The organism is Streptomyces iranensis, from assembly GCF_017874715.1.
In the GTDB taxonomy this organism is placed as follows: Bacteria; Actinomycetota; Actinomycetes; order Streptomycetales; family Streptomycetaceae; genus Streptomyces; species Streptomyces iranensis.
Genome location: NZ_JAGGLR010000006.1, coordinates 203,420 through 228,935 on the forward strand (window position 1 = coordinate 203,420; position 25,516 = coordinate 228,935).

23 protein-coding genes, 1 tRNA gene and 1 pseudogene are annotated in these 25,516 nt (G+C 69.0%); 14 read left to right on the forward strand and 11 right to left on the reverse strand.

Annotation, left to right across the window (positions count from 1 at the left end):
- Positions 1 to 102: 102 nt before the first annotated feature.
- Positions 103 to 624: a universal stress protein gene (locus J2Z30_RS12610; RefSeq protein ID WP_020871124.1), complete on the reverse strand. Its 522-nt coding sequence runs from the start codon at positions 622 to 624 to the stop codon at positions 103 to 105.
- A 497-nt stretch (positions 625 to 1,121) separates the two neighbouring features.
- Here J2Z30_RS12610 and J2Z30_RS12615 point away from each other — a divergent pair, with 497 nt between their 5' ends.
- The 4 genes from J2Z30_RS12615 (at position 1,122) to J2Z30_RS12630 (ending at position 4,140) form a co-directional block, all read left to right on the forward strand.
- The gene (locus J2Z30_RS12615) at positions 1,122 to 1,505 is read left to right on the forward strand and encodes a hypothetical protein (protein ID WP_308279916.1); all 384 of its coding nucleotides are present in this window, start codon (positions 1,122 to 1,124) and stop codon (positions 1,503 to 1,505) included.
- Between the two features lie 520 nt (positions 1,506 to 2,025).
- On the forward strand, positions 2,026 to 3,345 hold the full coding sequence (locus tag J2Z30_RS12620; protein WP_044574874.1) for a helix-turn-helix domain-containing protein: 1,320 nt from the start codon (positions 2,026 to 2,028) through the stop codon (positions 3,343 to 3,345).
- A 5-nt stretch (positions 3,346 to 3,350) separates the two neighbouring features.
- A complete protein-coding gene (orn, locus tag J2Z30_RS12625; RefSeq protein WP_044574870.1) occupies positions 3,351 to 3,959 on the forward strand; it encodes an oligoribonuclease in 609 nt (202 codons plus the stop codon).
- 108 nt (positions 3,960 to 4,067) lie between these two features.
- Positions 4,068 to 4,140 (forward strand) — tRNA-His (locus tag J2Z30_RS12630).
- 455 nt (positions 4,141 to 4,595) lie between these two features.
- Here the strand turns inward: J2Z30_RS12630 and J2Z30_RS12635 are convergent.
- Complete coding sequence (locus tag J2Z30_RS12635; protein WP_209468654.1) at positions 4,596 to 4,829, reverse strand: hypothetical protein; 234 nt, start codon at positions 4,827 to 4,829, stop codon at positions 4,596 to 4,598.
- A 523-nt stretch (positions 4,830 to 5,352) separates the two neighbouring features.
- On the reverse strand, positions 5,353 to 5,982 hold the full coding sequence (locus J2Z30_RS12640; RefSeq protein WP_044574862.1) for a TetR/AcrR family transcriptional regulator: 630 nt from the start codon (positions 5,980 to 5,982) through the stop codon (positions 5,353 to 5,355).
- Between the two features lie 120 nt (positions 5,983 to 6,102).
- Between J2Z30_RS12640 and J2Z30_RS12645 the strand changes: the two genes are divergently transcribed.
- Positions 6,103 to 6,939 carry an SDR family NAD(P)-dependent oxidoreductase gene (locus J2Z30_RS12645; protein WP_044574860.1) on the forward strand — a complete coding sequence of 279 codons (837 nt, stop codon included), beginning with the start codon at positions 6,103 to 6,105 and terminating at the stop codon, positions 6,937 to 6,939.
- A gap of 10 nt (positions 6,940 to 6,949) precedes the next feature.
- On the opposite strand, the gene J2Z30_RS12650 is transcribed toward J2Z30_RS12645, so the two are convergent.
- On the reverse strand, positions 6,950 to 7,327 hold the full coding sequence (locus J2Z30_RS12650) for a MerR family transcriptional regulator (protein WP_044574857.1): 378 nt from the start codon (positions 7,325 to 7,327) through the stop codon (positions 6,950 to 6,952).
- A gap of 36 nt (positions 7,328 to 7,363) precedes the next feature.
- Positions 7,364 to 7,765, reverse strand: a complete 402-nt coding sequence (locus J2Z30_RS12655; RefSeq protein ID WP_044574855.1) for a helix-turn-helix transcriptional regulator — start codon at positions 7,763 to 7,765, stop codon at positions 7,364 to 7,366.
- Between the two features lie 108 nt (positions 7,766 to 7,873).
- Here J2Z30_RS12655 and J2Z30_RS49500 point away from each other — a divergent pair, with 108 nt between their 5' ends.
- On the forward strand, positions 7,874 to 8,314 hold the full coding sequence (locus J2Z30_RS49500) for an STAS domain-containing protein (RefSeq protein ID WP_308279917.1): 441 nt from the start codon (positions 7,874 to 7,876) through the stop codon (positions 8,312 to 8,314).
- Positions 8,315 to 8,349: 35 nt separating this feature from the next.
- On the opposite strand, the gene J2Z30_RS12665 is transcribed toward J2Z30_RS49500, so the two are convergent.
- From J2Z30_RS12665 to J2Z30_RS12675, 3 genes are all read right to left on the reverse strand, one after another.
- On the reverse strand, positions 8,350 to 9,099 hold the full coding sequence (locus tag J2Z30_RS12665) for a Clp protease N-terminal domain-containing protein (RefSeq protein ID WP_044574852.1): 750 nt from the start codon (positions 9,097 to 9,099) through the stop codon (positions 8,350 to 8,352).
- Between the two features lie 53 nt (positions 9,100 to 9,152).
- Complete coding sequence (locus J2Z30_RS12670) at positions 9,153 to 9,425, reverse strand: hypothetical protein (protein ID WP_044581897.1); 273 nt, start codon at positions 9,423 to 9,425, stop codon at positions 9,153 to 9,155.
- 142 nt (positions 9,426 to 9,567) lie between these two features.
- Entirely contained in the window at positions 9,568 to 12,459 is a 2,892-nt protein-coding gene (locus J2Z30_RS12675; RefSeq protein ID WP_209468655.1) for a glycoside hydrolase family 48 protein, read from the reverse strand.
- Positions 12,460 to 12,774: 315 nt separating this feature from the next.
- Between J2Z30_RS12675 and J2Z30_RS12680 the strand changes: the two genes are divergently transcribed.
- The 3 genes from J2Z30_RS12680 (at position 12,775) to J2Z30_RS12690 (ending at position 15,815) form a co-directional block, all read left to right on the forward strand.
- Complete coding sequence (locus J2Z30_RS12680) at positions 12,775 to 13,941, forward strand: glycoside hydrolase family 5 protein (RefSeq protein WP_044574846.1); 1,167 nt, start codon at positions 12,775 to 12,777, stop codon at positions 13,939 to 13,941.
- Positions 13,938 to 15,305 (forward strand): glycoside hydrolase family 6 protein, encoded by a 1,368-nt coding sequence (locus J2Z30_RS12685; RefSeq protein ID WP_078956866.1) that lies wholly within the window; start codon positions 13,938 to 13,940, stop codon positions 15,303 to 15,305. Before J2Z30_RS12680 ends, J2Z30_RS12685 begins: the two co-directional genes overlap by 4 nt.
- Before the next feature lie 198 nt (positions 15,306 to 15,503).
- Entirely contained in the window at positions 15,504 to 15,815 is a 312-nt protein-coding gene (locus J2Z30_RS12690) for a hypothetical protein (RefSeq protein WP_044574843.1), read from the forward strand.
- An 82-nt stretch (positions 15,816 to 15,897) separates the two neighbouring features.
- Here J2Z30_RS12690 and J2Z30_RS12695 read toward each other — a convergent pair.
- A pseudogene (locus J2Z30_RS12695) lies at positions 15,898 to 16,011 on the reverse strand (YdcF family protein); the annotation flags it as partial.
- A 22-nt stretch (positions 16,012 to 16,033) separates the two neighbouring features.
- Positions 16,034 to 17,080 carry a LacI family DNA-binding transcriptional regulator gene (locus tag J2Z30_RS12700; protein ID WP_044574841.1) on the reverse strand — a complete coding sequence of 349 codons (1,047 nt, stop codon included), beginning with the start codon at positions 17,078 to 17,080 and terminating at the stop codon, positions 16,034 to 16,036.
- A gap of 279 nt (positions 17,081 to 17,359) precedes the next feature.
- Here J2Z30_RS12700 and J2Z30_RS12705 point away from each other — a divergent pair, with 279 nt between their 5' ends.
- From J2Z30_RS12705 to qcrB, 5 genes are all read left to right on the forward strand, one after another.
- Positions 17,360 to 18,694 carry an ABC transporter substrate-binding protein gene (locus J2Z30_RS12705; protein WP_044574838.1) on the forward strand — a complete coding sequence of 445 codons (1,335 nt, stop codon included), beginning with the start codon at positions 17,360 to 17,362 and terminating at the stop codon, positions 18,692 to 18,694.
- Positions 18,695 to 18,701: 7 nt separating this feature from the next.
- Positions 18,702 to 19,727: a carbohydrate ABC transporter permease gene (locus J2Z30_RS12710; RefSeq protein ID WP_044574834.1), complete on the forward strand. Its 1,026-nt coding sequence runs from the start codon at positions 18,702 to 18,704 to the stop codon at positions 19,725 to 19,727.
- A gap of 17 nt (positions 19,728 to 19,744) precedes the next feature.
- The gene (locus J2Z30_RS12715) at positions 19,745 to 20,659 is read left to right on the forward strand and encodes a carbohydrate ABC transporter permease (protein ID WP_044574831.1); all 915 of its coding nucleotides are present in this window, start codon (positions 19,745 to 19,747) and stop codon (positions 20,657 to 20,659) included.
- An 81-nt stretch (positions 20,660 to 20,740) separates the two neighbouring features.
- A complete protein-coding gene (locus J2Z30_RS12720; protein ID WP_044574829.1) occupies positions 20,741 to 22,171 on the forward strand; it encodes a GH1 family beta-glucosidase in 1,431 nt (476 codons plus the stop codon).
- A 177-nt stretch (positions 22,172 to 22,348) separates the two neighbouring features.
- A complete protein-coding gene (gene qcrB, locus J2Z30_RS12725) occupies positions 22,349 to 24,043 on the forward strand; it encodes a cytochrome bc1 complex cytochrome b subunit (RefSeq protein WP_044574827.1) in 1,695 nt (564 codons plus the stop codon).
- Positions 24,044 to 24,399: 356 nt separating this feature from the next.
- Here the strand turns inward: qcrB and J2Z30_RS12730 are convergent, their stop codons facing one another.
- Entirely contained in the window at positions 24,400 to 25,452 is a 1,053-nt protein-coding gene (locus J2Z30_RS12730; protein ID WP_044574826.1) for a chitinase, read from the reverse strand.
- Between the last annotated feature and the right edge of the window lie 64 nt (positions 25,453 to 25,516).

Consider the following 25,516-nt stretch of genomic DNA (forward strand, 5'->3'; position numbering starts at 1 on the left):
CGGGAAGCAGCCAGGACGGCCCGCGGACCCGGGACCCGGGACCGAGGGCACCCAGGGGACGCTCAGAGGACGACGCCCGGCGGACGGCTCAGGGGATGCGACTCAGGGGATGACGACGACGGGCCGCTGCGCCCGCCGCGCGAGCCGCCCCGCGACCGAGCCGAAGATCCGCCCCACCAGCCCGTGCGTGGAGCCCACCACGATGGCGTCGGCCGCGTACTCCCGGCCGACCTCCTCCAGCTCATGGCAGATGTCCCCGCCTCGCTCGACGAGGATCCAGGGCACCTCGGAGAGATGATCGGCGCAGGCCAGCTCGAGCCCCAGCACCTCGGTGCGGTGATCGGGGACGTCGACGAAGACCGGCGGCTCACAGCCCGCCCAGACCGTCGTCGGCAGCCGGTTGGCCACATGAACGATGATCAGCCCGGAGCCGGAGCGCCGGGCCATGCCGATCGCATAGGCGAGGGCGCGCTCGCTCGACATGGAACCGTCGAATCCCACCACAACACCGTGCTGGAACGCTGGATCGCAGGAATGACGTGTTTCTTCCGCCGCTTCGGGGTGCGCCATGTGATCGGCGACCCGCTTGCGGTCCGCGGGTTCGGGGATTTCGTGACCGGCCATCGGTGTCTCGGCGAAGGATGTCCTCGTGCGGAGGGATCGGTGGGGGCTCAGGTAGAGGGCTGTCGGGGGACTTGAGCTCCGCTGGAGCTCGGAGACGGTCTCGAGGGGTCGAAATCCGTCCGGGATTCATCTTTCCAAGCCCTTACCCCCAAGGGTACGGCGGCATTCACCACCTGCCCAGAGGCCGCCACGGGAGCGGAGCGCCCGAAGCGTTCCCCGGAGCATGCCGGAGGGCGGCCCGTAACGCAATGCCCCAAGTGGTCCCCCGCCGAGCCGGGGCCCGGCCCGGGGCCCGGCTCGGCGGGGCCGCCGCGGTACGCCGTGCGGCCGCCCGGCAGTGACCTGGGGGCGGGCCGGGCGTTGTAGTAGCGGCACCGGGTACGGCGGCCCCGGCCCGCCCGGCTCACCTGCCCGGATCCCCCGCCCGCCGCGCCCTCGCCACCCCCGCGCCGAGCCCCTGCCGACACCTCGCCGGCCGCTCGAGAGGAGCCCTGCCCGTGCCTGTCGCCCCCGAGTACGACGCCCCCGGCGACACCCCCGGCGGCGGGGCCGGGGCACCCGGACGGCCCCACCTTCCGAGCCCCCCTCTAGCTCAGGTCCAGGCCCCCGCTAGCGACGCGGCGAGCGAGGTGAGCGAGGTGATCCGCTGGGCGGCCTTCAGCTGCGCCGTGGTCCCCGTCGTCCTGCTCATGTGCGGATTGCCCTTCGGCGCCGCCCTGGGGGCCGCCGCGGGCCTCGCCGCCGTGACGGCCGCCAGCCGCGCCCTGCTGCGCCACTCCGAGCGCACCGCGGCCCGGCTGGACGCGGACGGCGTCAGCCCGCACCGGGGCCGCCACGGCCGTACGGGGATCGGTGCGCACCGGGGTGGCCGCCGCGCCTGAGGGCCGACCGGAAAGGCCCGGAGCCGGGGAAGCGGTGCGTAGCGCTCCGCGCACTCAGCGCCGATGGAGCGTCGGTATAGCACCGCTCAAGCCCGGGAGACGACAGCTCGCCCCCTGAAGAAGTACGAGCCGCGCGTACGCCGGTCGTATGAGGCATCCGTACGTCTGCGCCCGCTTGTTTTCAGCCAACTTCCAGCCACACTTCTTTCCTTGGCAAACGCCGTGCTCAACACCCGTCCGGCCAGCGTGGAAAGGGGTCCGGAGCGCACGTACCCCCTACGGGAAGTGGGTGTCCGCACAAGGCGTACTTCACAGCGAGGGCTACGAGTGCAACGCTTCGTGATCGAATGCTTCGCGCCAAGTTGTCATGTCGACATAGTGGCGGGTGGTGAACTGGTCACGGCGACCACACGCGACACAGTAGATTCGATCTTGGCCATGACCGGCGGGGGAACCGTTCAGGACCGAGGGGAAACGTGCAGGACCGAGAGGACGCGACCACCGAGGGGGGCTTAGTGCCATGAGCCAGGACTCCACGACCGTACCGGAGACCTCGCGCAAGCTCTCCGGACGCCGGCGACGAGAAATCGTCGCGGTGCTGCTGTTCAGCGGCGGCCCCATCTTCGAAAGCTCCATCCCGCTCTCCGTCTTCGGTATCGACCGGCAGGACGCCGGAGTTCCTCGGTACCGACTTCTGGTGTGCGCGGGCGAAGATGTGCCATTGCGAACGACTGGCGGACTGGAACTGACCGCACCATACGGCCTGGAGGCACTCTCCCGGGCCGGCACCGTCGTCGTACCGGCCTGGCGGTCGATAACCCAGCCGCCACCGGCCGCCGCGCTCGACGCGCTGCGCCGCGCGCACGAGGAGGGCGCGCGGATCGTGGGCCTGTGCACCGGGGCCTTCGTACTGGCCGCCGCCGGGCTGCTGGACGGCCGCCCGGCGACCACCCACTGGATGTACGCGCCGACGCTCGCCAAGCGCTATCCGTCGGTCCATGTGGACCCCCGCGAGCTCTTCGTGGACGACGGCGACGTACTGACCTCGGCGGGCACCGCCGCCGGGATCGACCTGTGCCTGCACATCGTGCGCACCGACCACGGCGCGGACGCCGCCGGCGCCCTCGCCAGGCGCCTGGTCGTCCCGCCGCGCCGCAGCGGAGGGCAGGAGCGCTATCTGGACAGGTCGTTACCAGAGGAGATCGGGGCGGACCCGCTCGCCGAGGTGGTGGCGTGGGCGCTCGAGCATCTGCACGAGCAGTTCGACGTCGAGGCCCTGGCGGCCCGCGCCTATATGAGCCGCAGAACCTTCGACCGCAGGTTCCGCTCGCTCACTGGGAGCGCTCCACTCCAGTGGCTGATCACCCAGCGGGTGCTGCAGGCGCAGCGGCTCCTGGAGACCTCCGACTACTCGGTCGACGAGGTCGCGGGACGCTGTGGCTTCCGCTCGCCGGTCGCGCTGCGCGGGCACTTCCGGCGGCAGCTGGGGTCCTCCCCGGCCGCCTACCGGGCCGCGTACCGCGCCCGCAGGCCCCAGGGCGGGCCGGAGCGCCCGGACCGCCCCGACCGCCTGGAGCGGCTGGAGCGGGCCGACCGGCCCGACCGCGCCGAGGTGATCGAACCCCGGGTCGGCGACCACTCCCTGCCGCTGCGGCGGCCGGGCGCGCCCGGCGCCTCCACCGGCCACTCGGGGCACCCTCCGCACCACCATCACGCTCCGCATCCGGAACCTGGCAAACCGGAGTCGGACGCCTACGCCCCACGCCTGCCCGAACAGGCCGCGGGCCGGGTCCCGGGCCGTCAGTCCCTGCCCGGCCAGCGGGAACGCCCCGTAGGGTGAGACGTATGAACGATCGCATGGTGTGGATCGACTGCGAGATGACCGGGCTCTCGCTGGCGAACGACGCGCTTATCGAGGTGGCCGCGCTGGTCACGGACTCCGAGCTGAACATCCAGGGCGATGGAGTGGACATCGTTGTCCGCCCCCCCGCGAAAGCGCTGGTCACCATGCCTGAGGTGGTGCGCGAGATGCACACCACCTCCGGCCTGCTCGCCGAGCTCGAGGGCGGGACCACGCTCGAGGATGCCCAGGACCAGGTCCTGGCCTACATCCGCGAGCACGTCCCCGAGGCCGGCAAGGCCCCGCTGTGCGGAAACTCGGTCGGCACCGACCGGGGCTTCCTCCTCCGGGACATGCCGACGCTCGAGAGCTACCTCCACTACCGGATCGTCGACGTCTCCTCGATCAAGGAGCTGGCCCGCCGCTGGTATCCGCGGGCCTACTTCAACAGCCCCAAGAAGAACGGCAACCACCGCGCGCTCGCGGACATCCACGAGTCCATCGCCGAGCTGCGCTACTACCGGGAATCGATCTTCGTACCCGCTCCCGGCCCGGACTCGGACACGGCGAAGGCCATCGCGACCAAGCACGTCCTGCCCGCCCGGCACGCCTGACCCTGCCGCCATCCCGGTGCTCGCTCCCGACTCCCCGAAAGCCGGGAGCGAGCACCCCTGAAGACCCTGTACACTTTTTCTCGGCCGGTGCGGAAAGCGCCGGTCATGGTGGGTATAGCTCAGCTGGTAGAGCACCTGGTTGTGGTCCAGGATGTCGCGGGTTCGAGTCCCGTTACTCACCCTCTTCGAAGCGGCCGCTGACCTGTTGAAACGGGACAGCGGCCGCTTTCGTCTCTCCCGGCGGCCGCACCGATGACCACCCGGGATCTTGAGAAGAGCCCGGCCGTCCATCCATGGCGAGCATGCCCAGGCGCGTCCGCAAGGACGGCAGCACCGCGCATCAGGTCCACTGGCCCGCCCGCTGACACGAGTGCGGCTCCCGCGAGGGCGCCACGCAGCCCGAGCTCTTCGACTCCGAGCCGGAGGCCACCCGGACCAGGCGGTGTGACACCGGCCTGGGCCGACGGCATGACGGATCAGATGGACGTCCTCAAGCTCACGACCCCGCTCTTCCGGCACAAGCTGGACGATAAGGGCCGGAAGGTGTTCCGACTCCTGGACGTCGCCCCTGCCGAACTGGCCACCCGTAAGGCCCGGCCCGTCACGAACGGAGCGCCTGTACCTGGCGGCCTGACGTCAGGACTGGGCGTTCTCAATGCCCGAGACGATCTCACCCGGACTGTATACACGCTCCTCGGTGTCGTCATCGCCATCGAAGACCACTGTGAACCACCAGATCGGCTTCCCCCGGTCCCGGCCCCAGCTCCGGTCCTTGATCACTCCGTCTCGCGTCTGCCGTGCCGGGTTTCGGTTGTCGATCATCCGGACCCGCATCCCCGGCCGGTACTCGTCGCCCCGTCGCTTCTCCATGGACGCGAGGAGATCACGCCGTTCAGTGGGTGTCACCCGTCAGCACACGCTGAACATGGATCGGCCGCCTCGGTCCAGTGAACGGACTCCGAGGCGGCCGACGACCACGGGCAGCCGTGGGTGCTACGCCTTGAAGATGGACTTCAGGTAGTCCAAGACCTGCCCACATATGCACGGCGGTCGCGTGGCGGGTGCACGTACAGCGTCGAGCTGCACCTGCACGAATACGGGCACGTAGATCAGCACGATTGTCCACAACACAGTGGCGGTCTCCGTTGCGGTGCAGTGCACGCTGAACGCGCAAGTCCCCATGGCCCCGTACAGCAGGTACAAGGCGCTCAGGAAGCCGAAATCGGCCCCGAGGGACTGGGCATCAGCCCGCCTCAGCGGAACGAGCGCGAGCAGCCACCCGGACCACCGACACGGCTCGTCGTGACGCCGAGGCCGCCGAGCTGAGATCCCGGGGCATGAGGAGCTACCAGGCCATCGCGGGCGAGCCCCATGGCGTGCGGGCAGGGCCTTCCTATCGGATTACAGGGCCGTCAGGCGTGTGTCGCGGGTGGGCGCGGAGCCCGTCGAGGATGATCGCCAAATAGCGTCGCCACGACTCGGAGGGGCGTTCGCCGGGAAGTGCCATGACGGCATCGATCATCGCGGCGATCGGTGCGATGTCGGCCCCGGTGACACCGTCGCGCAGCGTGCCCTGGGCTCGGGCTCGAGCCACGAGACCCTCGCAGTGCGTGGTGATCTCCAGCCGTGCCCGGGTGAGGCCGGCGCCCTCGAAGGTGGGGTGGCGCATCAACTCGCGCAGCCCGCGGTTGCGCGCTGCCCGCTCCAGTGCCTTCTCCAGGAAGCCGGCCAGGGCGGCGAAGGCGTCGTCTTCGGCCAGGGCATCGTGTGCCGTCGCCGCGATCTGGTTGAGCTCATCGGTGAAGACGGCCTCCGCGAGCGCCTGCTTGTCGGGGAATTTCCGGTAGACGGTGCCGACGCCGAGCCCGGCATGGTGCGCGACGTCGTTGAGCGTGGCCTGGAGTCCACGGGCGGCGAAGACCTCGCGTCCGGCTTGGAGGATGCGTTGGCGATTCAACTCGGCGTCCCGCCTCAGCGGCCGCGCCCCTGTTGCCGCAGGGTCCTGGCCCGCCTTCTTGCCCATGGAGTCTCTCCCGCCGATGCGACCACGATCCGGATACATCATATCCGCTTCGTGGTACGGTCCTCCGCATAAGCGGATATGACATATCCGCATCGCGGGTGAGGGGAAGGAGAGCCGGGGATGCAAACCGTCGTCATCACCGGAGGCACCGACGGGCTCGGCAAAGGGCTCGCTCTGCACTACCTGCGCCAAGGGGCGCGCGTTCTCGCGGTCGGCAGCACCCCCGCGAAGGGGGAGGCGCTGCTGGCGGAGGCGGCAGCCGTCTCGGCTGATGGGCGTGGCGTCTTCGTGGAGACCGACCTGACATCGGTCACAGCGGCCAGGGAACTCGTCGCAAGGATCGAGAGCACCTGTTCCTCGGTGGACAAGCTCGTCCTGTGCGCCCAGCGGTACCGGCTCTTCGGCTCCCGTGCCGTCACCCGCGAGGGGTTCGAGCACAGCTTCGCTCTTGCCTACCTGAGCCGATACGTCCTCAGCCATGGCCTGCGCAAGGCTCTGGAGTCCTCGCGGCGGCCGGTCATCATGAACGTCGGCACGCCCGGGATCCCCCTGGGCCGGATCCACTGGGACGACCCGCAACTGGCGCGGCGCTACAGCGGCACCAAGGCCACATTGCAGTCCTTCCGCGCCAACGACCTGCTCGGCGTGGCCTTCGCCGCCCTATACGCCGACACCCCCATCCGCTACGTCGGCTACAACCCCGGCATGGTGTCAACCGGCATGCCCAACCACCTTCCGCAGCCGCTGCGCACCGTCGCCCAGGCATCCTTCGCCCTGTTCGCGGCTTCCGTACCGAAGGCCGTCGCCCCGATGGCACGCCTCCTCGACGAGCCGCCGGGCGCCCCCGTCACCGCTTACCGCACCACACGCCAGGTGCCGCTCAAAGGCCATGCGTTCGACCGAGAAACGGCACTGCGCCTGCACCACCTCACGCAGGACCTGATCGACGCGGTGTAACCGCGGTAGATCAGGCGCTTTGCGGGACGCAGCTCACTTCGCCTCCGATCGTGCCGCTGGCCGCCGCGATGACCTCCTCGAGGTGATCGCGGGCCGTGGCCAGGTCGGCCATCTGGGCGTTGATGCGGTCGCGTTCGGCGGTCAGGCGGGCGATCCCGGCGGGGGTGGCGACGCCGGAGTGCGCGCAGGGGAGGAATTCGCGGATGGTCTTGCTCGACAGGCCCGCGGCGTAGAGGCACTGGATCCACAGGACGCGGTCGACCGCCGTGTCCGCGTAGTGGCGCTGACCGCTGGGGCTGCGTTCCGAGGTGAGCAGGCGCTGTTCCTCGTAGTAGCGCAGCGCTCGTACGCTGACGCCGGTCCTGGCGGCGAGTTCGCCGATGCGCACCGTGACTCCTCCCGCCTCTGACGTCAGGGATGCGCTTCAGCGTAGTCGAGGCGCGCGGGAGTCGGAGGCCGGTCGGGCCGGAGCCTCACCCTCCGCCGGTCTCCCGTCGCCGAGGGGACCGTCGGCGTGTTTGCGCCGGTCCTCGTCCTCGACGAGCAGCGAGAGGAGCGAGGCCACGGGGAGCCCGGCCTCGGCCGGGTGGCGCAGAACCTTCCCCGGCTCGATGCGGTACGTGTTCGTACGCCCCTCACGGGTGTGGGACAGATATCCGTCCTGCTCCAGGTCGCCGATGATCTTTTGGACGGCACGCTCGGTCAGCCTGCAGTGCGCGGCGATATCGCGGATCCGTACGTTCGGATCATCGGCGATCGCGGCCAGCACGCGGGCGTGGTTGGTCAAGAACGTCCATCCAGTGTGCGATTCAGGCACTCCTCCCATGGCCTCATGATATTGCCGAAACAATAGCGCATCTGGAAACATGAATCCGACTTCGTGTATAGCAAGCCGTGTGACGCCAGCGAGGCGACCTCGAGGGGAGACAGACAGGTGCACGCACGAGACATCTCCGTGCCCGAGCCTGGACATCGCTCGCCGTACAGGCCCGTGATCGGCACGGCACCGGGGACATCGGCCGGCTCGACGCCGCCGAGCCCCTCGTCCATCCTCCTCATCGACAGCTACCCGGAGGGACCCCGAAAGGTTGTCGTGGTCAACGGAGAGGTGGACTACGAGACCGCCCCCGTCATGTCCGCCGCCCTGCGCAACGCCCTCCGCGACTCCGCCGAGGGCGTTGACGTGGACCTGAGCGCGGTGAGGTTCTGGGACTGCTCGGCGCTCAACGCGCTGCTGAGGCTCCGCCGGGAGGCACTCGCGCACGGCAAGACGGTCATCGTCCGCTCCCCGAGCCGCACGGTCAGGCGGGTCCTCGGCCTGACCGGCACCTCACGGCTGTTCCGGCCCTCGGCCATCCCTTCCGCCCGTCCCTGACGGCCTCTATCCCTTCCCCTCATCCCTGACGGCCCCTATCCCTTCCCCTCGTCCCTGACGGCCTCGGCGACGCGGGTCAGTGCCTGGGCGATGAACTCCGAGGAGGCGGCCTTGTCGATGCCGAGGCCGGTCAACAGGCCCGCGCCGCCCTCGTGTTCGAGGAGGGCGAGGAGGATGTGCTCGGTGCCGATGTAGTTGTGGCCCAGCCGCAGGGCCTCGCGGAAGGTGAGTTCGAGGACCTTGCGCGCGTCGGCGTCGAAGGGGACCAGTGCGGGCATGGAGTCGGCCGCGGGCGGGAGGGCGTCGGTGGCGGCCTGGCGGACGGCGTCCGGGAGGACGCCCTGGGCGGCGATCGCCTTGGCAGCCAGGCCCTCATCCTCGGCCAGAAGGCCGAGGATGAGGTGCTCGGGGCGGATCTCGGCGTTGGCGGCGGCGCGGGCCTCGTTCTGGGAGGTGACCACGACGCTCCGGGCGCGCGGCGTGTAGCGACCGAAGCCCTGGCTCGGGTCGAGGTCCGACGGTTCGCCGGACGCCTTGGGGACGAAGCGCTTCTGGGCCGCCTGCCGCGTCACCCCCATGCTCTTGCCGATGTCGGTCCAGGAGGCGCCGGAGCGGCGGGCCTGGTCCACGAAGTGGCCGATGAGGTGGTCGGCCACCTCGCCGAGGTGCTCGGCGGCGATCACCGCGTCGGTGAGCTGGTCGAGGGCGTCGGGGTGGACCTTCTTGATGGCCTCGATCAGGTCGTCGAGGCGCACGGGATGGGTGAGTCCGACTGGTTTCGTCATGTGTCAACCATAGGTTGACACCCCTGAGGCGTCAACGTCGAGTTGACAGTGACCTAACCCCGGTGTTCGCGGTGCGAACGGTTCCGGGGCCAGAACGACGTCCAGGTGAACTTGTCGCCGCCCACCCACCGGACCACATCCGGATCGTCCAGATCGACGTCGTCCAGGCCGACCTCCCGCGCGATCTCGATCACATCCAGGACCGAGTGCGCCTTGCCCGCCAGCTCACCGGCGATCTCGACCAGACGGAACGGGGGATCGTTCTGCTGGACGCCGAGCACCACGATCGGAGGCCGGTGGATGCGCGGCGCCTGGGATTCGGTCATATGTCCCAGGCTGCGCCCCGCGCCCTCCCGCCGCACCTCGGAGGCGCCGGACCGCACCGGCTCGCCCGCGTCCGCGGCCCGCCCGTCCCGTCGCGGCGGGGCCCCGCGCCCGGGAGCCCCGCCTGTCAGGCGCCGGGACCGGCTATTCGAAGAGGTCCGCGTACGACCCCATCGCCAGCGCGATGTCCGCCTGGGCCCAGAACCGGTGGTACGTGAAGCTGGGCACCGCGCCGCCCTTCAGATACGCCTCGACCTTCGACCAGGCCGGGTCGTCCTTGTAGAAGGAGCGGATCGACATGAAGGTGGAACTGGAGTCGATCTTGTCGCCGTTCGGCATGGTCCCGGTCCAGCCGCTGGGGACGTAGACCGGGTCGTCGAAGCGGTTGTAGTCGGCGCGGGTCTCGGGGACCGCGATGCCGAGGGCGTCCTGGTAGTTGTTCCACATGCCGTCCAGCAGCGCCTTCGCGGTGTCCCTGGCCTTGGTGTCGCCGGACTTGGCGGCGTAGTAGGACAGGGTCTTGGCGTACGCGGCCGCCACGCCGACGTCGTTGGTGTAATCGGCGACGGTGACGTGCAGGTTCGCGTTGGCGCTGGGGCTGGAGGCGTTCCAGGTGTCGGGCCGGCCGGACCACTGGAGGGTGGACGGGATCTGGTAGGTGCCATTGGCGTTGACGGTGGTCTTGGACAGCGCCCACTTCACCCACTTGTCCAGGACCGTCTTCGCGGAGGCGTCACCGGTGCGGTTGTAGTACTCCGCGACGCGCTCCATGGACCACGCCTGGAAGCCGAACCACTGGTTGGACGGCGGGTCGTGGTAGACCGGCTTCTCGTCGTAGTACATGCCGTAGAAGGTGGAGCTGCCCGACGGCGGCGTCGCGTAGCGGCCCTGCCAGCTGTTGGTGGCGCCGCCCGCGATGGCGCCCTCGCTGGACTGCAGCCAGCGGTAGAACTCCAGCTGGCGCTTGAGGCTGGTGGACCAGTCGCTCGCGCCCGTCGCGGACTTGGGCTTGAGGTCGGCGTACGAGCTCAAGGCCCAGGCCGCCATGGGGTTCTGGTAGCCGCCGTGGGCGTGGCTGGAGCCGATGCGCCAGGACCAGCCCGCGGAGGTGTCGGTGGCGCCGCCCCAGGCGTAGTACCAGGACAGCAGGTAGTGGGAGCTGTTCTTGCCGCTCCCGGCCGGGCAGGTGGTCTCACCGGCGCAGTTGCCGATCTTCTTGAAGTACTTGTCGTACATCGCGTAGCGCAGATAGTCGCCCATCTTGGCGGCCTTGGCGATGTTGCCGGAGATCTGGCCGCCCTTGCCCTGCGCCTTGGCCCACTCCGAGGCCCAGTAGGCGGCCTGGACCACCCGGGCGTCGGCGTCGGGGGCGTTGGTGAACTTCCACTGCTTGGCGTACGCGGCATCGCCGGTGAACAGGTCCAGATAGCCGTATCTGCCGCCGTACTTGAAGCTGTCGCAGGTGGGCTGGGTCACGGTCTCCCAGACCGACTCCTGCGGGCCGCGCTGGAAGGTGTTGACGTAGCTGGGGCCGCTGTCGCTCGGGCCCGCCTCACACTTGCCGGGCGCGTTGCCGTAGCCGTAGACGTTGTCGACGTCCTGGATCCAGTGCATGCCGTAGATGTCATCGGTGCCGTACGCGCTCTTCAGCTCGGCGGCGATGGGGTCGTTGCCGACCGGGACATTGCCGTTGAGCTGCGAGGGGTACTGGGAGGGCTGGTCCCACTCGGGCGCGTAGGTGGCCGGCTTGGAGGCGTCGTAGAAGCTGTTGGTGGGCTGGTCGGCGTGGGTGGGGATCATGTACTTCTCCATGAGGTCCCACGCGTTGTTGAACTTGGCCCAGTCCCCCGTGACCTTGCCGTACATCGCCTGGAGCCAGATCAGATAGCTGTACGCCTCGGAGGTCGTCTCATGGCCGTGGTCGGGGGCCTCGACGATCAGGGTCTCCACCGAGTGGTACGGAACGCCCTCGGGCGAGAAGTAGCCCGCCGAGGGTGCGGTGATCTTGTTGTAGAGGTCCAGGAAGCGGGCGTCGTAGACCTTCGCGGCGGCCAGCTGGGTGACGGTGACCTCGGCCTTGGTGTGGCCGGCGGCGGTCGCGGTGAAGGTCGCGGCGCCGGTGCCGGAGTCCGCGGCGGCGACGGTCACCTGCTGGGCGGTGTCCCAGTTGGCGGGGGTGAAGGTGAGAGCGGCGCCCGAGGAGACCGTCAGCCCGGTGTTGCCCGAGGTGCGGCCGACGGAGACCGTGACGTCTCCGGACGGCTTGGTGGACAGCTTGACGCCGAACGTCCCGGTCTTGCCCTGCTGCACCCCGAGCTGCCCGGGACTGGCCACCAGCGCGGGCCCGGCCGCCACATGGATGCCGACGGGGGTGGACTCGGCGGCGGCGCCCTGGCTGTCGTACGCCTTGGCGTAGAGCGAGTAGTCGCCGGCCGGGACGTCCCTGTAGTCGAAGGAGTACGGGGAGGTGGTGTCGGTGCCGAGGAGCTTGGTGTCGCTGTAGAACTCCACCTTCGCGATCGCCGCCCCGTCGGCCGCCGCGGCCGTGGCCGTCATCGGGACCGTGCCGCCGGAGCTGAAGACGGCGCCGGGCGACGGGCTGCTCAACACCGCGATGGGCGGCTGATGGGCGCCCCGGCAGGCCACGCCGTTGACGGCGAAGGAGGTGGGGGCGGCGTTGGTGCCGCTGTAGGTGAACTGGGCGCCGGTGGTGACATTGCCCCCGGCCGCGATCTTCGCGTTGTGCCCGGCATTGGCGACGGTGACGGTCTTGCCGGACTGCGACCAGCTGCCGTTCCAGCCGTTGGCGAGCTTCTGGTTGCCCTCGTAAGCGTAGGTGAGGGTCCAGCCGTCGATGGCGTCGCCGCCGGGGTTGGTGATGGTGAGATCGGCGGTGAAGCCGGAGCCCCAGTCATTGGTCTTGTAGTCGACCCCGCACTGGACCGCCGCGGCGTGCGCGGGGGCTGCGCCGCCCGCCGCGGTCATGGCCACGGGGAGCGAGAGGGCGGCGGCCAGGGTGGTCACCAGCCGTCTCATCCGTCGTCGTGCCCCTGATCGTCGTGGACCGGATAAGGGCGAGCCACGCTGTACGCGCATCTGGGGGACCTCCTCGCGGTTCGTGCGGTGGTGGGGGATGTGCGAACCAGTGGGAGCGCTCCCAAGGTTCGTGTCAGCCTGAAGGAGTGTCAAGTCTTTGAACAACAGCGGGTCGTCGGACACCTTCGACCGATAATTCGTGAACGAGGTCTGTTGACATGCGCCCGTCGAGCGCTAACGTCACCTCAACCAGTGGGAGCGGTTCCAGCAGTCTGCGCCGCATCGAACGGCGCTTGGACCTCGAGGAGTCGCTCCATGCGAGCACCCCCGCGCCTTTATGCCTTGGTGGCCGCCGCGGTGTTATCCGTGGCGGGCACCGCCTTGGTGCCCGCCACCGCCTCGGCGGCGAGCGGCCCGGCCACGACCGCTTCGGCCGCGAGCGCCCCAGCGGTGACCGTGCCCAACGCGGCACCACCGAAGCTCCGCGCCTCAGGCAACAAGCTCGTCGACGAGAACGGCGCCACCCGGCGGCTGCTGGGCGTCAACCGCTCCGGCGGTGAGTTCATGTGCGTCCAGGGGCGTGGCATCTTCGACGGCCCCGTGGACGACGCGTCCATCAAGGCCATCGCCGACTGGAAGGTCAACGCGGTCCGGATCCCGCTCAACGAGGAGTGCTGGCTGGGCCTTTCCCATATCGACGCGGCCTACGGAGGGGCCAACTACATCGCGGCCGTCAAGGCGCTCGTCGCCCGGCTGGAGGCCCGTGGCATCACCCCCATCGTCGAACTCCACTGGAGCCACGGCAGATACACCGGCGGGGACAGCCACTGCGCCGACACCGAGTACGCCACCTGCCAGAAGCCGATGCCGGACGCGCAGTACACCCCGGCCTTCTGGACCTCGGTCGCCCAGACCTTCAAAGGCGACCAGGCCGTGGTCTTCGACCTGTTCAACGAGCCGTTCCCGGACCGCGCCACCTCCGACCTCACGGCGGCGTGGAAGTGCTGGCGCGACGGCGGGAGCTGCCCCGGGATCGACTTCCAGGTCGCCGGGATGCAGACCCTGCTGAACGCCATACGGGCCACCGGCGCCAGGAACCTGGTCCTGATCCCCGGGGTCGCCTACTCCAACGATCTGCGCCAGTGGCTGACGTACAGGCCGAACGACCCGGCGGGCAACCTCGCCGCCGCCTGGCACACGTACAACTTCAACACCTGTTCCAGCGAGAGCTGTTTCGACGAACAGCTGGCCCCGGTCATCGCCCAGGTCCCGTTCGTGGCGGGCGAGATCGGCGAGAACACCTGCTCCCACGGCTATGTCGACCGGGTCATGGCCTGGCTGGACGCCAGGGGCGCCTCGTATCTGGGGTGGACCTGGAACACCTGGGACTGTTCCTCGGGACCGTCCCTGATCAGCGATTACAACGGCACGCCGACCAACTTCGGCGTGGGACTCCGCGATCACTTGAAGGGATTGCAATGAGCCGCAGAATCCGAATGGCGGGCACTCTGCTCGCCGCCTCCGCGCTGACCATGGGGGCGCTGACCGGCGTGGCGTCCGCCCAGGGGGACAGCGGCAGGGCGGCCGCTGCGAAGGTCGACAACCCGTACTCGGGCGCCAAGGTGTATGTGAACCCCGACTGGTCGGCGAAGGCCGCCGCCGAGCCCGGCGGCAGCAAGATCTCCAACCAGCCGACCGGCGTCTGGCTGGACCGGATCGCCGCGATCAACGGCACCGGCGGCGCGATGGGGCTGCGCGCCCACCTCGACCGGGCGCTGCAGCAGTCGAGCGGCAGCCCGACCGTCGTCCAGTTAGTGGTCTACGACCTGCCCGGCCGTGACTGCGCCGCGCTGGCGTCCAACGGCGAGCTCGGCCCGACCGAGATCGACAAGTACAAGACGCAGTTCATCGACCCGATCGCGGCGATCCTCTCCGAGTCGAAGTACGCCAACTCCAATCTGCGGATCGTCACCACGATCGAGATCGACTCGCTGCCCAACCTGGTCACCAACACCGGCGGCCGTCCCACCGCGACCCCGCAGTGCGACACGATGAAGGCCAACGGCAACTATGTGAAGGGCGTCGGCTACGCCCTGAACAAGCTGGGCGCCATCGGCAACGTCTACAACTACGTGGACGCCGGCCACCACGGCTGGATCGGCTGGGACGACAACTTCAACGCCACCGCCCAGGTGCTGAAGCAGGCGGCGACGGCCGAGGGCAGCACGGTCGACAAGGTGGCCGGGATCATCGTCAACACGGCCAACTACAGCGCGCTCAAGGAGAACAACTTCACCGTCAACGACTCGGTCAACGGCACCACCGTGCGCCAGTCGAAGTGGGTGGACTGGAACCGGTACGTGGACGAGCTCTCCTTCGCCCAGGCGTTCCGCCAGGAGCTGGTCAACGTCGGCTTCCCGAGCAACGTCGGCGCGCTGATCGACACCTCCCGCAACGGCTGGGGCGGCTCGGCCCGGCCCAGCGGCCCCGGCGCGAAGTCGGACGTGGACACGTACGTCAACGGCGGGCGCTACGACCGCCGGATCCACATCGGCAACTGGTGCAACCAGTCCGGCGCCGGGCTCGGCGAGCGGCCCAAGGCGGCACCCGCGTCCGGGATCGACGCGTATGTGTGGATGAAGCCCCCGGGCGAGTCGGACGGCTCGAGCTCCTCGATCCCGAACGACGAGGGCAAGGGCTTCGACCGGATGTGCGACCCGACGTACACCGGCAACCCGCGCAACGGCAACAACATGTCGGGGGCGCTGGCGAACGCTCCGCTGTCGGGCCACTGGTTCTCGGCCCAGTTCCAGGAGCTGCTGAAGAACGCCTACCCGGCGCTGTAATCCGCCTACCCGGCGCTGTAACCGCACGACCCGTCCCCTGAGAAGCGGGGCCGGTGGACGCGCACACGCGCTCCGCCGGCCCCGTCGGCGTATCAAGCCCCGCGTCTGGAGGCGGAGCGCGGCCGATGCGCCACTTGGTGTAGACATGCCGATGTCGTTGCCGGTAAGCCAATTGCCCTCGGGAACGGGAAGCTCGTCGTGATCACGTTTTACATCGTCACCGCGGTCATAGCGGTGGTCACCGGCGCAGTGGTGTATCCACTTGTTCGGCGTGACCTCAGCCCGAGGACAGCGCTGCTGGCCACCGGGTGTCTTGCCGTGGCCGTGTGCGCCGGCTGGGTACTGGCGCTTTTCCATGTGCTGGTCGGTTGCGTGGTCGGGCTGGTGGTCTATCTGGTCATGCGCCGACACCTGACGGGCATCCAGGCGGTGGTGGCCGGTGGCGTCGGTTACGTCGTAGGTACGCTGCTGTCAGTCGTTGCTCTGATGATTGCCCTCAGCGGTATGTAGAGCGTCTTGGTGCGGTCCATGCCCATACCTCCCGGCCGAAGGCTGGGGACGGATCGCACACAGCCCGCCCGGCGGCGGAAGGTCAGGGCTTGAGGAGACGGCTGTCGAAGCCGGCGGCGAGGAGAGATTCGTACGCGGCATGCACGTCCTCCGGGACGTCCTGCTCGATGGCGAACCCGAGCTCCGGACCGTCCACCGGCCCCACACCCATTGACGGCTCAGGAGGACTCCCTCCGTACCAGCTGCGTCGGCAGCACCATCTGTGGCCGCTTGGCCGTGCGGTCCGAGCGCCCCGCGATCTCCTCCAGCAGCACCCGCACCATCGCCCGGCCCATCTCCTCCGTGGCCTGCCGGACACTCGTGAGCGGAGGGTCCATATGGCGGGCGACGGCCGAGTCCTCGAAGCCGACCAGCGCCACGTCGCCGGGGACGCTGCGCCCCTTCTCGCGCAGGACCTGACGGGCGCCCGCGGCCATCACGTCCGAGGCGGCGAAGACCCCGTCCAGGTCCGGGCGCCGGCTGAGCAGTTGCCGCATCGCCCGGCGGCCGCCCTCCTCGGTGAAGTCCGCGGAGGCCACCAGCTCCGCCTCCACCTCCCGGCCCGCCGCCCGGACCGCGGCGTGGTAGCCCTCCAGGCGGCACTGCGCGACATACATGTCCAGCGGGCCGGTGATGGTGGCGACCGTCTCGCGGCCGCGGCCGATGAGGTGCTCCACGGCGGACTGGGCGCCGCCGGTGTTGTCCGAGTCGACGTACGGGACCGTTTCATGCGCCGAACGGCGGCCGCTGAGCACCGCGGGCATCTCGATCCGCTCCAGCAGGTCCGGTAGCGGGTCGTCCGCGTGGACGGAGACCAGCAGCACCCCGTCGACCCGGTGCGCGGAGAGGTAGTCGGCGAGCCGCTGCCGTTCCTTGGGGGTGCGGATGAGGGTGAGCAGCAGCTGGAGATCGGTGTCGGCGAGCTCGGCGCCGACGCCGCGGATGATGTCGGAGAAGTACGGTTCGGCGAAGAGCCGGGTCTCGGGCTCGGGGATGACCAGGGCTACGGCGTCGGCACGGTTGGCGGCGAGGGCACGGGCCACCCGGTTCGGCACATAGCCGAGTTCGGCGACGGCCTGCTCCACGGCCGTGCGGGTGCGGTCGCTGACCCGGGGCGAACCGTTGATCACCCGGGACACGGTGCCGCGGCCGACTCCGGCGCGGGCCGCCACCTCCTCGAGGGTGGGCCGTCCCCGCCCCGCGCCATGCCGCCGCGTTCCTGCCATATCGCGCCTCCAGCCGTCCATGCCGAGCAGCTCCACCCCCCAAATGGGCGGCCGCGGGGTCATTCAACAGCAGTGTGGTTTCGGGAAGTTGTTTCGCGCACTCCCTTGACACCCCAGCGGGGAGCCGCGACCCTTCAACACATCACAGCTGGGAGCGCTCCCACCGTACCTGAGCCATACACAACCCGCACGATGCCCACCCGACTCGATGCATCTCAAAGCGCCATGTATCACTACTTTTTGGCCGGAAGCCGTTGGGCGGGGCGCTAGGAGGACGGAATGCGCAGGAACACTGGTAGTCACCGCAGCGGAGCCGTGGTCCTCGCGGCCGTCGCCGCTTTAGGAGCAGGGCTGCTCAGCGGTTGCGCCGATGACGGCGACGACGGATCCGCCGGCTCGTCCGGCGGCGGCGACAGCAAGGGCAAGACGGTCGTGACCGTCGGCACGTACGGCGTCATGGGTTTCAAACAGGCCGGGCTCTATGACGAGTACACAAAGCTGCACCCGGATATCAAGATCGAAGAGAATGTGATCGACCCGGCCTCCAACTACTACCCGCAGTTGCTCACCCATCTCGGCTCGGGCAGCGGGCTCGCCGACATCCAGGCGGTCGAGGTGGGCAACATCAATGAGGTCACCACCACCCAGGCCGGCAAGTTCGTTGATCTTTCGAAGGCGGAGGGCGTCAAAAAAGAGAACTTCCTCGACTGGAAGTGGGCGCAGGCCACCGCCAAGGACGGAAAGACGATCGGCCTCGGCACGGACGTGGGCCCGATGGCGATCTGCTACCGCAAGGACCTCTTCCAGCAGGCCGGGCTCCCGGCCGACCGTGACGCGGTCTCCGAGCTCTGGGCGGGCGACTGGCAGAAGTACCTCGACGCCGGCAAGGACTACGCGAAGAAGGCGCCGGGCGGAGCCGCGTTCCTGGACTCGGCCGGCGGACTGTTCAACGCGGCGGTCTCCGGCAGCTCGGAGGTTTACTACGACAAGAGCGGGAAGCCCATCTACAAGGACGGCCCGGCCGTCAAGAAGGCGTGGAAGCTGGCGACCGACGCCTCCGCGTCCAAACTCTCCGCTGGGCTCCAGGAGTTCACCAAGCCCTGGCAGCAGGCGCTCGCCAACGGCAAGTTCGCCACCGTCTCCTGTCCGGCCTGGATGCTCGGCCAGATCAAGGAGTACGCCGGGGACAAGTACAAGGGCAAGTGGGACGTCGCGGCCGCCCCCCAGCCCGCCAACTGGGGCGGTTCCTTCCTCTCCGTGCCGCAGGCGGCGAAGAACAAGGACGAGGCGGTCAAGCTCGCCACCTGGCTGACCGCGCCCGAGCAGCAGGCCAAGCTCTTCGAGAAGCAGGCGAGCTTCCCCAGCGCCCAGGCCGCGTACGACCTTCCCCAGGTGGCCGACGCCAAGCTCCCCTACTTCGACAACGCGCCCATCGGCAAGATCTTCTCCCAGGCCGCGAAGGACAGCCCGACGCAGATCCTGGGCCCGAAGGACGCCGTCATCAAGCAGAACTTCACCGATGTCGGCCTGCTCCAGGTCGAGCAGCAGGGCAAGTCCGCCGACGAGGGCTGGAAGGCCGCGATCAAGACGAACGACAACGCGCTGGACCAGTGACCCGGACATGACCGCACCTTCCGGTTTTACCCCTGATACGGCCGCGCCCCCCGCAGGGCAGGGGGGCGCGGCCCCGCGCGCCGCGACCGCGCCGGCGCCCGACCCGGCCGAGCAGCGGCGCCGCGACCGGCGCAGCCGCCGCTACCGCTGGGATGTGCGATGGAGCCCGTACGCCTTCGTCGCCCCCTTCTTCGTCTTCTTCGCCGCCTTCGGGCTCTTCCCCCTGCTGTACACGGGGTGGGCCTCGCTGCACCAAGTGGAGCTCACCGACCCCACCCATATGGAGTGGGCGGGCTGGCACAACTTCTCCAGGCTGTGGGAAGACGAGTTCTTCTGGAAAGCGCTGCGGAACACCTTCACCATCGGGGTGATCTCCACCGTTCCCCAGTTGATGATGGCCCTCGGGATCGCGCATCTGCTCAACTACCGGCTGCGCGCCTCGATGTTCTTCCGGGTGGCGATCCTCACCCCGTACGCCACCTCCGTCGCCGCCGCCACACTGGTGTTCGCGCTGCTCTTCGGGCGTGACTACGGCATGGTCAACTGGTCTCTGGGGCTGGTCGGACTGGACGGCATCGACTGGCAGAACGGCACCTGGACCTCGCAGATCGCGGTCTCCACGATCGTCATCTGGCGGTGGACCGGCTACAACGCGCTGATCTACCTGGCCGCCATGCAGGCCGTGCCGAACGATCTGTACGAGTCGGCGGCGCTGGACGGGGCCTCGCGCTGGAAGCAGTTCCTGCACGTCACCGTCCCGTCACTGCGGCCCACCATCCTCTTCACGGTCGTCGTCTCCACGATCGGGGCCACCCAGCTCTTCGGTGAGCCGCTGCTGTTCAACACCGCGGGGACGGCCACCGGCGGCGCCGATCACCAGTACCAGACGCTCGGCCTGTACATGTACGAGCAGGGCTGGGTGAACCTGCACCTCGGCCGGGCCTCCGCCATCGCCTGGACGATGTTCCTGATCCTGCTGCTGATCGCCGCGGCCAACGCGCTGTTCGCGCGACGGCTGCGGAAGAGCCAGTGAGGGAGACGAGGAGAACCATGAGCGCCACTGTCTCTTCCCGGCAGACACTCGATCCGGCAGCTCCCGCACGCAACGCTCCGCGGGGCGGAAAGGGCCGCGGCCGAGCGGGCAGGCAGCTGCACGGGGGCAAGATCACCTACGCCGTGCTGATCCTTTTCACCATCGGCTCGCTCTTCCCGCTGGTGTGGACCGCCATCGCCGCCTCCCGCACCAACACCCGGCTGGCCCAGACACCCCCTCCGCTGTGGTTCGGCGGCAACCTCTTCAACAACCTGGACAAGGCGTGGAACGGCGCCAACATGGGCACCGCGCTGCTCAACACGACGGTGGTGGCGGGCACGGTCGCGGTGTCGACCGTGCTGTTCTCGACCATCGCGGGCTTCGCCTTCGCCAAGCTGCGCTTCCGCTTCAAGAACATCCTGCTGATGCTCACCATTGGGACGATGATGGTGCCGCCCCAGCTCAGCGTGGTGCCGCTGTACATGATGGTGGCCAAGCTGGAGTGGACCGACCAGCTCCAGGCGGTCATCGTGCCGACGCTCGTCAGCGCCTTCGGGGTCTTCTTCATGCGGCAGTACCTCTCCCAGGCGCTGCCGACCGAGCTGATCGAGGCGGCGCGGATGGACGGCGCGAGCAGCCTGCGGATCATCTGGCATGTCGTCTTCCCGGCGGCGCGTCCGGCGATGGCGGTGCTAGGGATGCTCACCTTCGTCCAATCGTGGAACGACTTCTTCTGGCCGTTCATCGCGCTCACGCAGAACGGCAACCCGACCATGCAGGTGGCATTGACCGGTCTGAGCCGGGGGTACACCCCGGATCAATCACTGATCATGGCGGGGGCGCTGCTGGGCACCCTGCCGCTGCTGATCGCCTTCGTCCTCTTCGGCAAGCAGATTGTGGGGGGCATCATGCAGGGCGCGGTCAAGGGCTGAGCGGCCCGCCACCACCACTCCGTCCTCCCTCCCCGCTTCGCCCCGTTTCCCCTCCCCACGACCTCGAATGGGAGCGCTTCCATGACTCTTACCTTCCCGCCCGGATTCCTGTGGGGCGCGGCCTCGGCCGCCTATCAGGTCGAGGGCGCCGCCCAGGAGGACGGCCGCACCCCCTCCATCTGGGACACCTTCAGCCACACCCCGGGCAGGGTGCTCGCCGGTGACACCGGTGATGTGGCGGTCGACCACTACCACCGCTTCCGCGAGGACGTCCGGCTGATGGCGGAGCTGAACCTGGGGGCGTACCGCTTCTCGGTGTCCTGGTCACGGGTGCAGCCGACCGGCCGGGGACCGGCCGTGCAGCGCGGGCTCGACTTCTACCGCTCGCTGGTGGACGAGCTGCTGGGCGCGGGCATCCAGCCGGTGGTCACCCTCTACCACTGGGACCTGCCCCAGGAGCTGGAGACCCGGTTTCCCAGCGGCTCCGCCGCGGGTGGCGGGTGGCCGGAGCGGGAGACCGCCGAACGGTTCGCCGAGTACGCGGGCATCGTGGCGGAGGCGCTGGGCGACCGCGTCGAGTTCTGGACCACCCTCAACGAGCCGTGGTGCAGCGCCTTCCTGGGCTATGGCTCGGGGGTGCACGCGCCGGGCCGCACCGAGCGGCTGGCCCCGCTGCGCGCCGCTCACCATCTGAACCTGGCCCATGGCCTCGGCGCCCAGGCGCTGCGCGCCGCGCTCCCCGCCCGCGCCCAGATCGCCATCAGCCTCAACCCGGCCGTGGTCCGGCCGCTCAGCGACAAGCCCGAGGACCTGGACGCGGCGCGGCGTATCGACGCGCTGGCCAATCGCGTCTTCACCGGGCCGCTGCTGCGCGGCGCGTACCCCAGCGACCTGATCAAGGACACCGCCTCGATCACCGACTGGTCGTTCGTCCGCGATGGCGATCTGGCCGTCATCAAGCACCCCCTGGACGCGCTGGGCATCAATTACTACACACCGTCATTGGTATCAGCCGCCACCGACAAGGAAGGCTCGCCCGCCCGTCACGACGGCCACGGCGACAGTGCCCACTCCCCGTGGCCGGGCTCGGAGGGGGTGGCGTTCCACCAGACCCCGGGCGAGCGCACCGAGATGGGCTGGACGATCGACCCGACCGGGCTGCACGACCTGCTGATGCGCTACAGCCGTGAGGCGCCGGGCGTACCGCTGTACATCACCGAGAACGGCGCCGCGTTCGACGACAAGCCGGACGCGGAGGGCGCGGTGCACGACCCGCGGCGGATCGACTACCTCCAGGCCCATCTGGCCGTGGCCCACCAGGCCATCGCGGACGGCGCCGATCTGCGCGGCTATTTCCTGTGGTCGCTGATGGACAACTTCGAATGGGCGTACGGCTACAGCAAGCGCTTCGGCGCGGTCTACGTCGACTATCCGACGCAGGCCCGGGTGCCGAAGTCCAGCGCCCGCTGGTACGCCCGGGTGGCCCGCACCGGAGAGCTTCCGGCGGTCTGACCGGGGTCCGCGTCCGGGGCGCCGCCCGCTGGGGGGCGGGCGGCGCCGCGGATGGCGATGGCGGGCGCACGGGCGCAAGCCGGCCGGAGCGTTCTTCCTTCAAAGGGGTTACGCCCTGATCCACCCGGCGGAAGGGCGCCGTCACCGCGCGAGAATGCCTGGTAAACCCATTGAGACATGAGAGCATTTCCGGAGCGTCGGCAGAGGTTCCGCGATGAGCCATCCGGTCGGCGCGCACCCGCCGGAAAAGGCGAGGCCCTCGCCGGCTGGTTCGACGGCCGGGTGGGCCTGTTCACGATGGCCAAGGCCAATTTGCGTAAGGTCTTCCCCGACCACTGGTCCTTTCTGATCGGTGAGATCGCCCTCTATACGTTCGTCATCATCATTCTGACCGGTGTCTATCTGACCCTGTTCTTCAAACCGGCGATGAACGAGGTGATCTACGACGGCCGGTGGACGCCGCTGACCGGCATCCGCATGTCGCAGGCGTACGAGTCCACGCTGGACATCAGCTTCGATGTGCGCGGCGGACTGCTGATGCGGCAGGTTCACCACTGGGCGGCGATCGTCTTCATCGCCAGCATGATCGTCCATATGATGCGGACGTTCTTCAACGGCGTCTTCCGCAAACCGCGCGAGATCAACTGGCTGTCCGGCGCCGGTCTGCTGATCCTCGGGATGTTCGACGGCTTCATGGGCTATTCGCTGCCCGACGATCTGCTGTCGGGCACCGGTCTGCGCTTCGTGGAGGGCGCGATCCTGTCCGTTCCGATCGTCGGCACCTATCTGTCGTTCTTCTTCTTCGACGGCCAATTCCCGGGAACGGCGGTCGTACCACGGCTGTTCACCGTGCATGTGCTGCTCATTCCGGGCATCATGCTCGGGCTGCTGGCGCTCCATATGATTCTGCTCGTCTACCACAAGCACACCCATCAACCGGGGCCCGGAAAGAAGAACATGAATATCGTGGGGCCGCCCTTTTGGCCGGTCTATGTGGCCAAGTCCGGCGGATTCTTCTTCCTGGTCTTCGGCGTCACCACCCTGATGTCGGCCATCGCCCAGATCAATCCGGTGTGGTCCTACGGCCCCTACCGACCCGACCAGGTGTCCACCGACGCCCAGCCCGACTGGTACATGGGTTATTCCGAAGGGCTGATCCGGCTGATGCCGGGCTGGGAGATCAATCTCTGGGGCCACACCCTGGTGCTCGGGGTGCTGATTCCGTTCCTGGTCTTCCCCACGGTGCTGCTGGTCATCTGGCTCTATCCGTTCCTGGAGGCGTGGATCACCGGGGACCGGCGCGAGCACCATTTCAATGAGCGCCCACGCAACGCCCCGACCCGTACCGCCTTCGGCGCCGCCTGGGCCGCCCTCTACGCGGTGCTGCTGGCGGGCGGCGGCAATGACCTCATCGCCACCCACTTCCAGCTGTCGATCAACGCGATCACCTGGACCTGCCGGATCGGCTTCTTCGTGGTACCGGTCGTGGTCTTCGTGATCACCAAGCGGATCTGTCTCGGCCTCCAGCACAAGGACCGGCAGAAGCTGCTGCACGGCCGCGAGACCGGCACCGTCCAGCGGCTGCCGCACGGCGAGTACGTCGAGGTGCACGAGCCGCTCTCGCCCGGGGAGAAGTACACGCTGACCGCGTATGAGCAGTATCTGCCGCTGGAGCTGCCGCCGTCGGTCGACGAGGCCGGGGTCGCCCGGAAGCTCTCCTTCAAGGAGCGCCTGCGGGTCTCGCTGTCCCGGAGCTACTTCGGTCGCGACGGCCAGGTCGCCAAGATCACGAAGGAGCAGGTGGCGGAGCACGAGGAGCACGAGGCGGAGGAGCGGGCGGAAGAACGGGCGGAGGAACCGCAGCGGCCTTAGGGGGTGTCCGGCGGTACGCGTACGCCTGCGGCGGGCTGCTTTCCCCTACCCGCCCCTTCCCGTTACCAGGGGCTTCGCCCCTGGACCCCGGACGGGCTGAAATCAGCCCCTCCGGCGATTGAGGAGCGGGGTCTGGGGCGGAGCCCCAGTTGTGGGAAGGGGCGGGTAGGGGAAAGCATCGATATGCGGCTCCGCCGCGTGGCCCGCCGGACACCCCGTAGGACTCCAGGACGACGGAAACGGCGGGGCGCGGTGGGTGGGGGATTCCGTCCGCGCCCCGCCGTGTGGGGGGTTTCCGTGGGGGGTGGTGATGTGGGGCTTGTGCGACGGCTACGCCGTCTCAGCTGCCGTAGGCGTCAGCCGTTGACGGTGCCGAACGCCTTGGTGAACGCGAGCTCTTCCTGGTCGATCGAGCTGCAGGTCGGCGACGCGGTGTCCTGCGGGCTGGGGCACTGCTTGTCGCGGGTCGCGGACCACATCGACAGCCAGGCCAGGCCCTTGGACTTGGCGAACTCCACCAGCTGGGAGGCGTCGTCGACCTTGAATATCTCGTTCTTGACGTCATTGACGCCGATCATCGGGGTGACCGCGACGGCCTTCCACGCCTCGTCGTCGCTCAGCCCGAGCGCCTCCTTGATCTGCCCCTGGGTCGCGGTGGCGGCGTCGATCGCGTACTGGCCCATGTCGTCGTCGAAGGACGCGCCGTAGTCCATCGCCATGATGTTGACGGCGGAGACCTTCACGCCGTTCTTCTTGGCGTCGGCGACGAGGTCGACACCGTCCTGCGTGAGGCCGGTCGGCAGCACCGGCAGCGTGAAGGAGACGTCCAGATCGGAGTGCTGCTGCTGCAGCTTGGCTATCGCCTGGGCGCGGCGGGTGTTGGCCTCCTTGTTCGGGAGCGCGCTGCCCTCGATGTCGAAGTCGACCTTGGTGAGCTTGAGGGCGTCCACGACCTTGCCGTAGGCCGCGGCGAGCTCGTCCGCCGAGGTGCAGGCCAGGCCCAGCTCGGAGCCGGAGGCGCCGCCGAAGGAGACCCGGACGTCGCCGCCCTTCGCGCGCAGCGCTTCGGTCTGCTTGGCCACCTCGTTGTCACCGACCTCGGTGACGCCGCCCCACTTGGGGGTACAGCCGCCGCCGGAGGTGATGAAGGCGAGGTTGAACTCCTTGACGCCCGTCTTGTCCGCGGTGCCCACCATGTCGTAGGCGGGGTAGAGCGAGGTGTCGATGTACGGGGCGAAGCCGCCCGCCGCCGCGGCGGGCTTCTCGGAGGCGGAGGTCTTCTCGGAGACGGTTCCCGCATTCGCCGCCCCGCTGAGCGCGAACGCCGTGCCACCCGCCACGACGGCGGCGGCGGTCGCGCCGATCACCTTGGTGGTCCGGCTCGCCTTGCGACGGTGCGTACTGCTCATCAGGTGCCTGCCTTCGCTGTACGGATGTGGGGGGTTGGTGGTGCGGGCGACACGCTAGCGAGGG

What these genes read in the sequence shown, in the direction of transcription:
- J2Z30_RS12610 (WP_020871124.1), bottom strand. Translation starts at nt 624, where the DNA reads ATGGCCGGTCACGAAATCCCCGAACCCGCGGACCGCAAGCGGGTCGCC.
- J2Z30_RS12620 (WP_044574874.1), top strand. Translation starts at nt 2,026, where the DNA reads ATGAGCCAGGACTCCACGACCGTACCGGAGACCTCGCGCAAGCTCTCC.
- orn (WP_044574870.1), top strand. Translation starts at nt 3,351, where the DNA reads ATGAACGATCGCATGGTGTGGATCGACTGCGAGATGACCGGGCTCTCG.
- J2Z30_RS12635 (WP_209468654.1), bottom strand. Translation starts at nt 4,829, where the DNA reads ATGGAGAAGCGACGGGGCGACGAGTACCGGCCGGGGATGCGGGTCCGG.
- J2Z30_RS12640 (WP_044574862.1), bottom strand. Translation starts at nt 5,982, where the DNA reads ATGGGCAAGAAGGCGGGCCAGGACCCTGCGGCAACAGGGGCGCGGCCG.
- J2Z30_RS12645 (WP_044574860.1), top strand. Translation starts at nt 6,103, where the DNA reads ATGCAAACCGTCGTCATCACCGGAGGCACCGACGGGCTCGGCAAAGGG.
- J2Z30_RS12655 (WP_044574855.1), bottom strand. Translation starts at nt 7,765, where the DNA reads ATGGGAGGAGTGCCTGAATCGCACACTGGATGGACGTTCTTGACCAAC.
- J2Z30_RS12665 (WP_044574852.1), bottom strand. Translation starts at nt 9,099, where the DNA reads ATGACGAAACCAGTCGGACTCACCCATCCCGTGCGCCTCGACGACCTG.
- J2Z30_RS12670 (WP_044581897.1), bottom strand. Translation starts at nt 9,425, where the DNA reads ATGACCGAATCCCAGGCGCCGCGCATCCACCGGCCTCCGATCGTGGTG.
- J2Z30_RS12675 (WP_209468655.1), bottom strand. Translation starts at nt 12,459, where the DNA reads ATGAGACGGCTGGTGACCACCCTGGCCGCCGCCCTCTCGCTCCCCGTG.
- J2Z30_RS12680 (WP_044574846.1), top strand. Translation starts at nt 12,775, where the DNA reads ATGCGAGCACCCCCGCGCCTTTATGCCTTGGTGGCCGCCGCGGTGTTA.
- J2Z30_RS12685 (WP_078956866.1), top strand. Translation starts at nt 13,938, where the DNA reads ATGAGCCGCAGAATCCGAATGGCGGGCACTCTGCTCGCCGCCTCCGCG.
- J2Z30_RS12700 (WP_044574841.1), bottom strand. Translation starts at nt 17,080, where the DNA reads ATGGCAGGAACGCGGCGGCATGGCGCGGGGCGGGGACGGCCCACCCTC.
- J2Z30_RS12705 (WP_044574838.1), top strand. Translation starts at nt 17,360, where the DNA reads ATGCGCAGGAACACTGGTAGTCACCGCAGCGGAGCCGTGGTCCTCGCG.
- J2Z30_RS12710 (WP_044574834.1), top strand. Translation starts at nt 18,702, where the DNA reads ATGACCGCACCTTCCGGTTTTACCCCTGATACGGCCGCGCCCCCCGCA.
- J2Z30_RS12715 (WP_044574831.1), top strand. Translation starts at nt 19,745, where the DNA reads ATGAGCGCCACTGTCTCTTCCCGGCAGACACTCGATCCGGCAGCTCCC.
- J2Z30_RS12720 (WP_044574829.1), top strand. Translation starts at nt 20,741, where the DNA reads ATGACTCTTACCTTCCCGCCCGGATTCCTGTGGGGCGCGGCCTCGGCC.
- qcrB (WP_044574827.1), top strand. Translation starts at nt 22,349, where the DNA reads ATGAGAGCATTTCCGGAGCGTCGGCAGAGGTTCCGCGATGAGCCATCC.
- J2Z30_RS12730 (WP_044574826.1), bottom strand. Translation starts at nt 25,452, where the DNA reads ATGAGCAGTACGCACCGTCGCAAGGCGAGCCGGACCACCAAGGTGATC.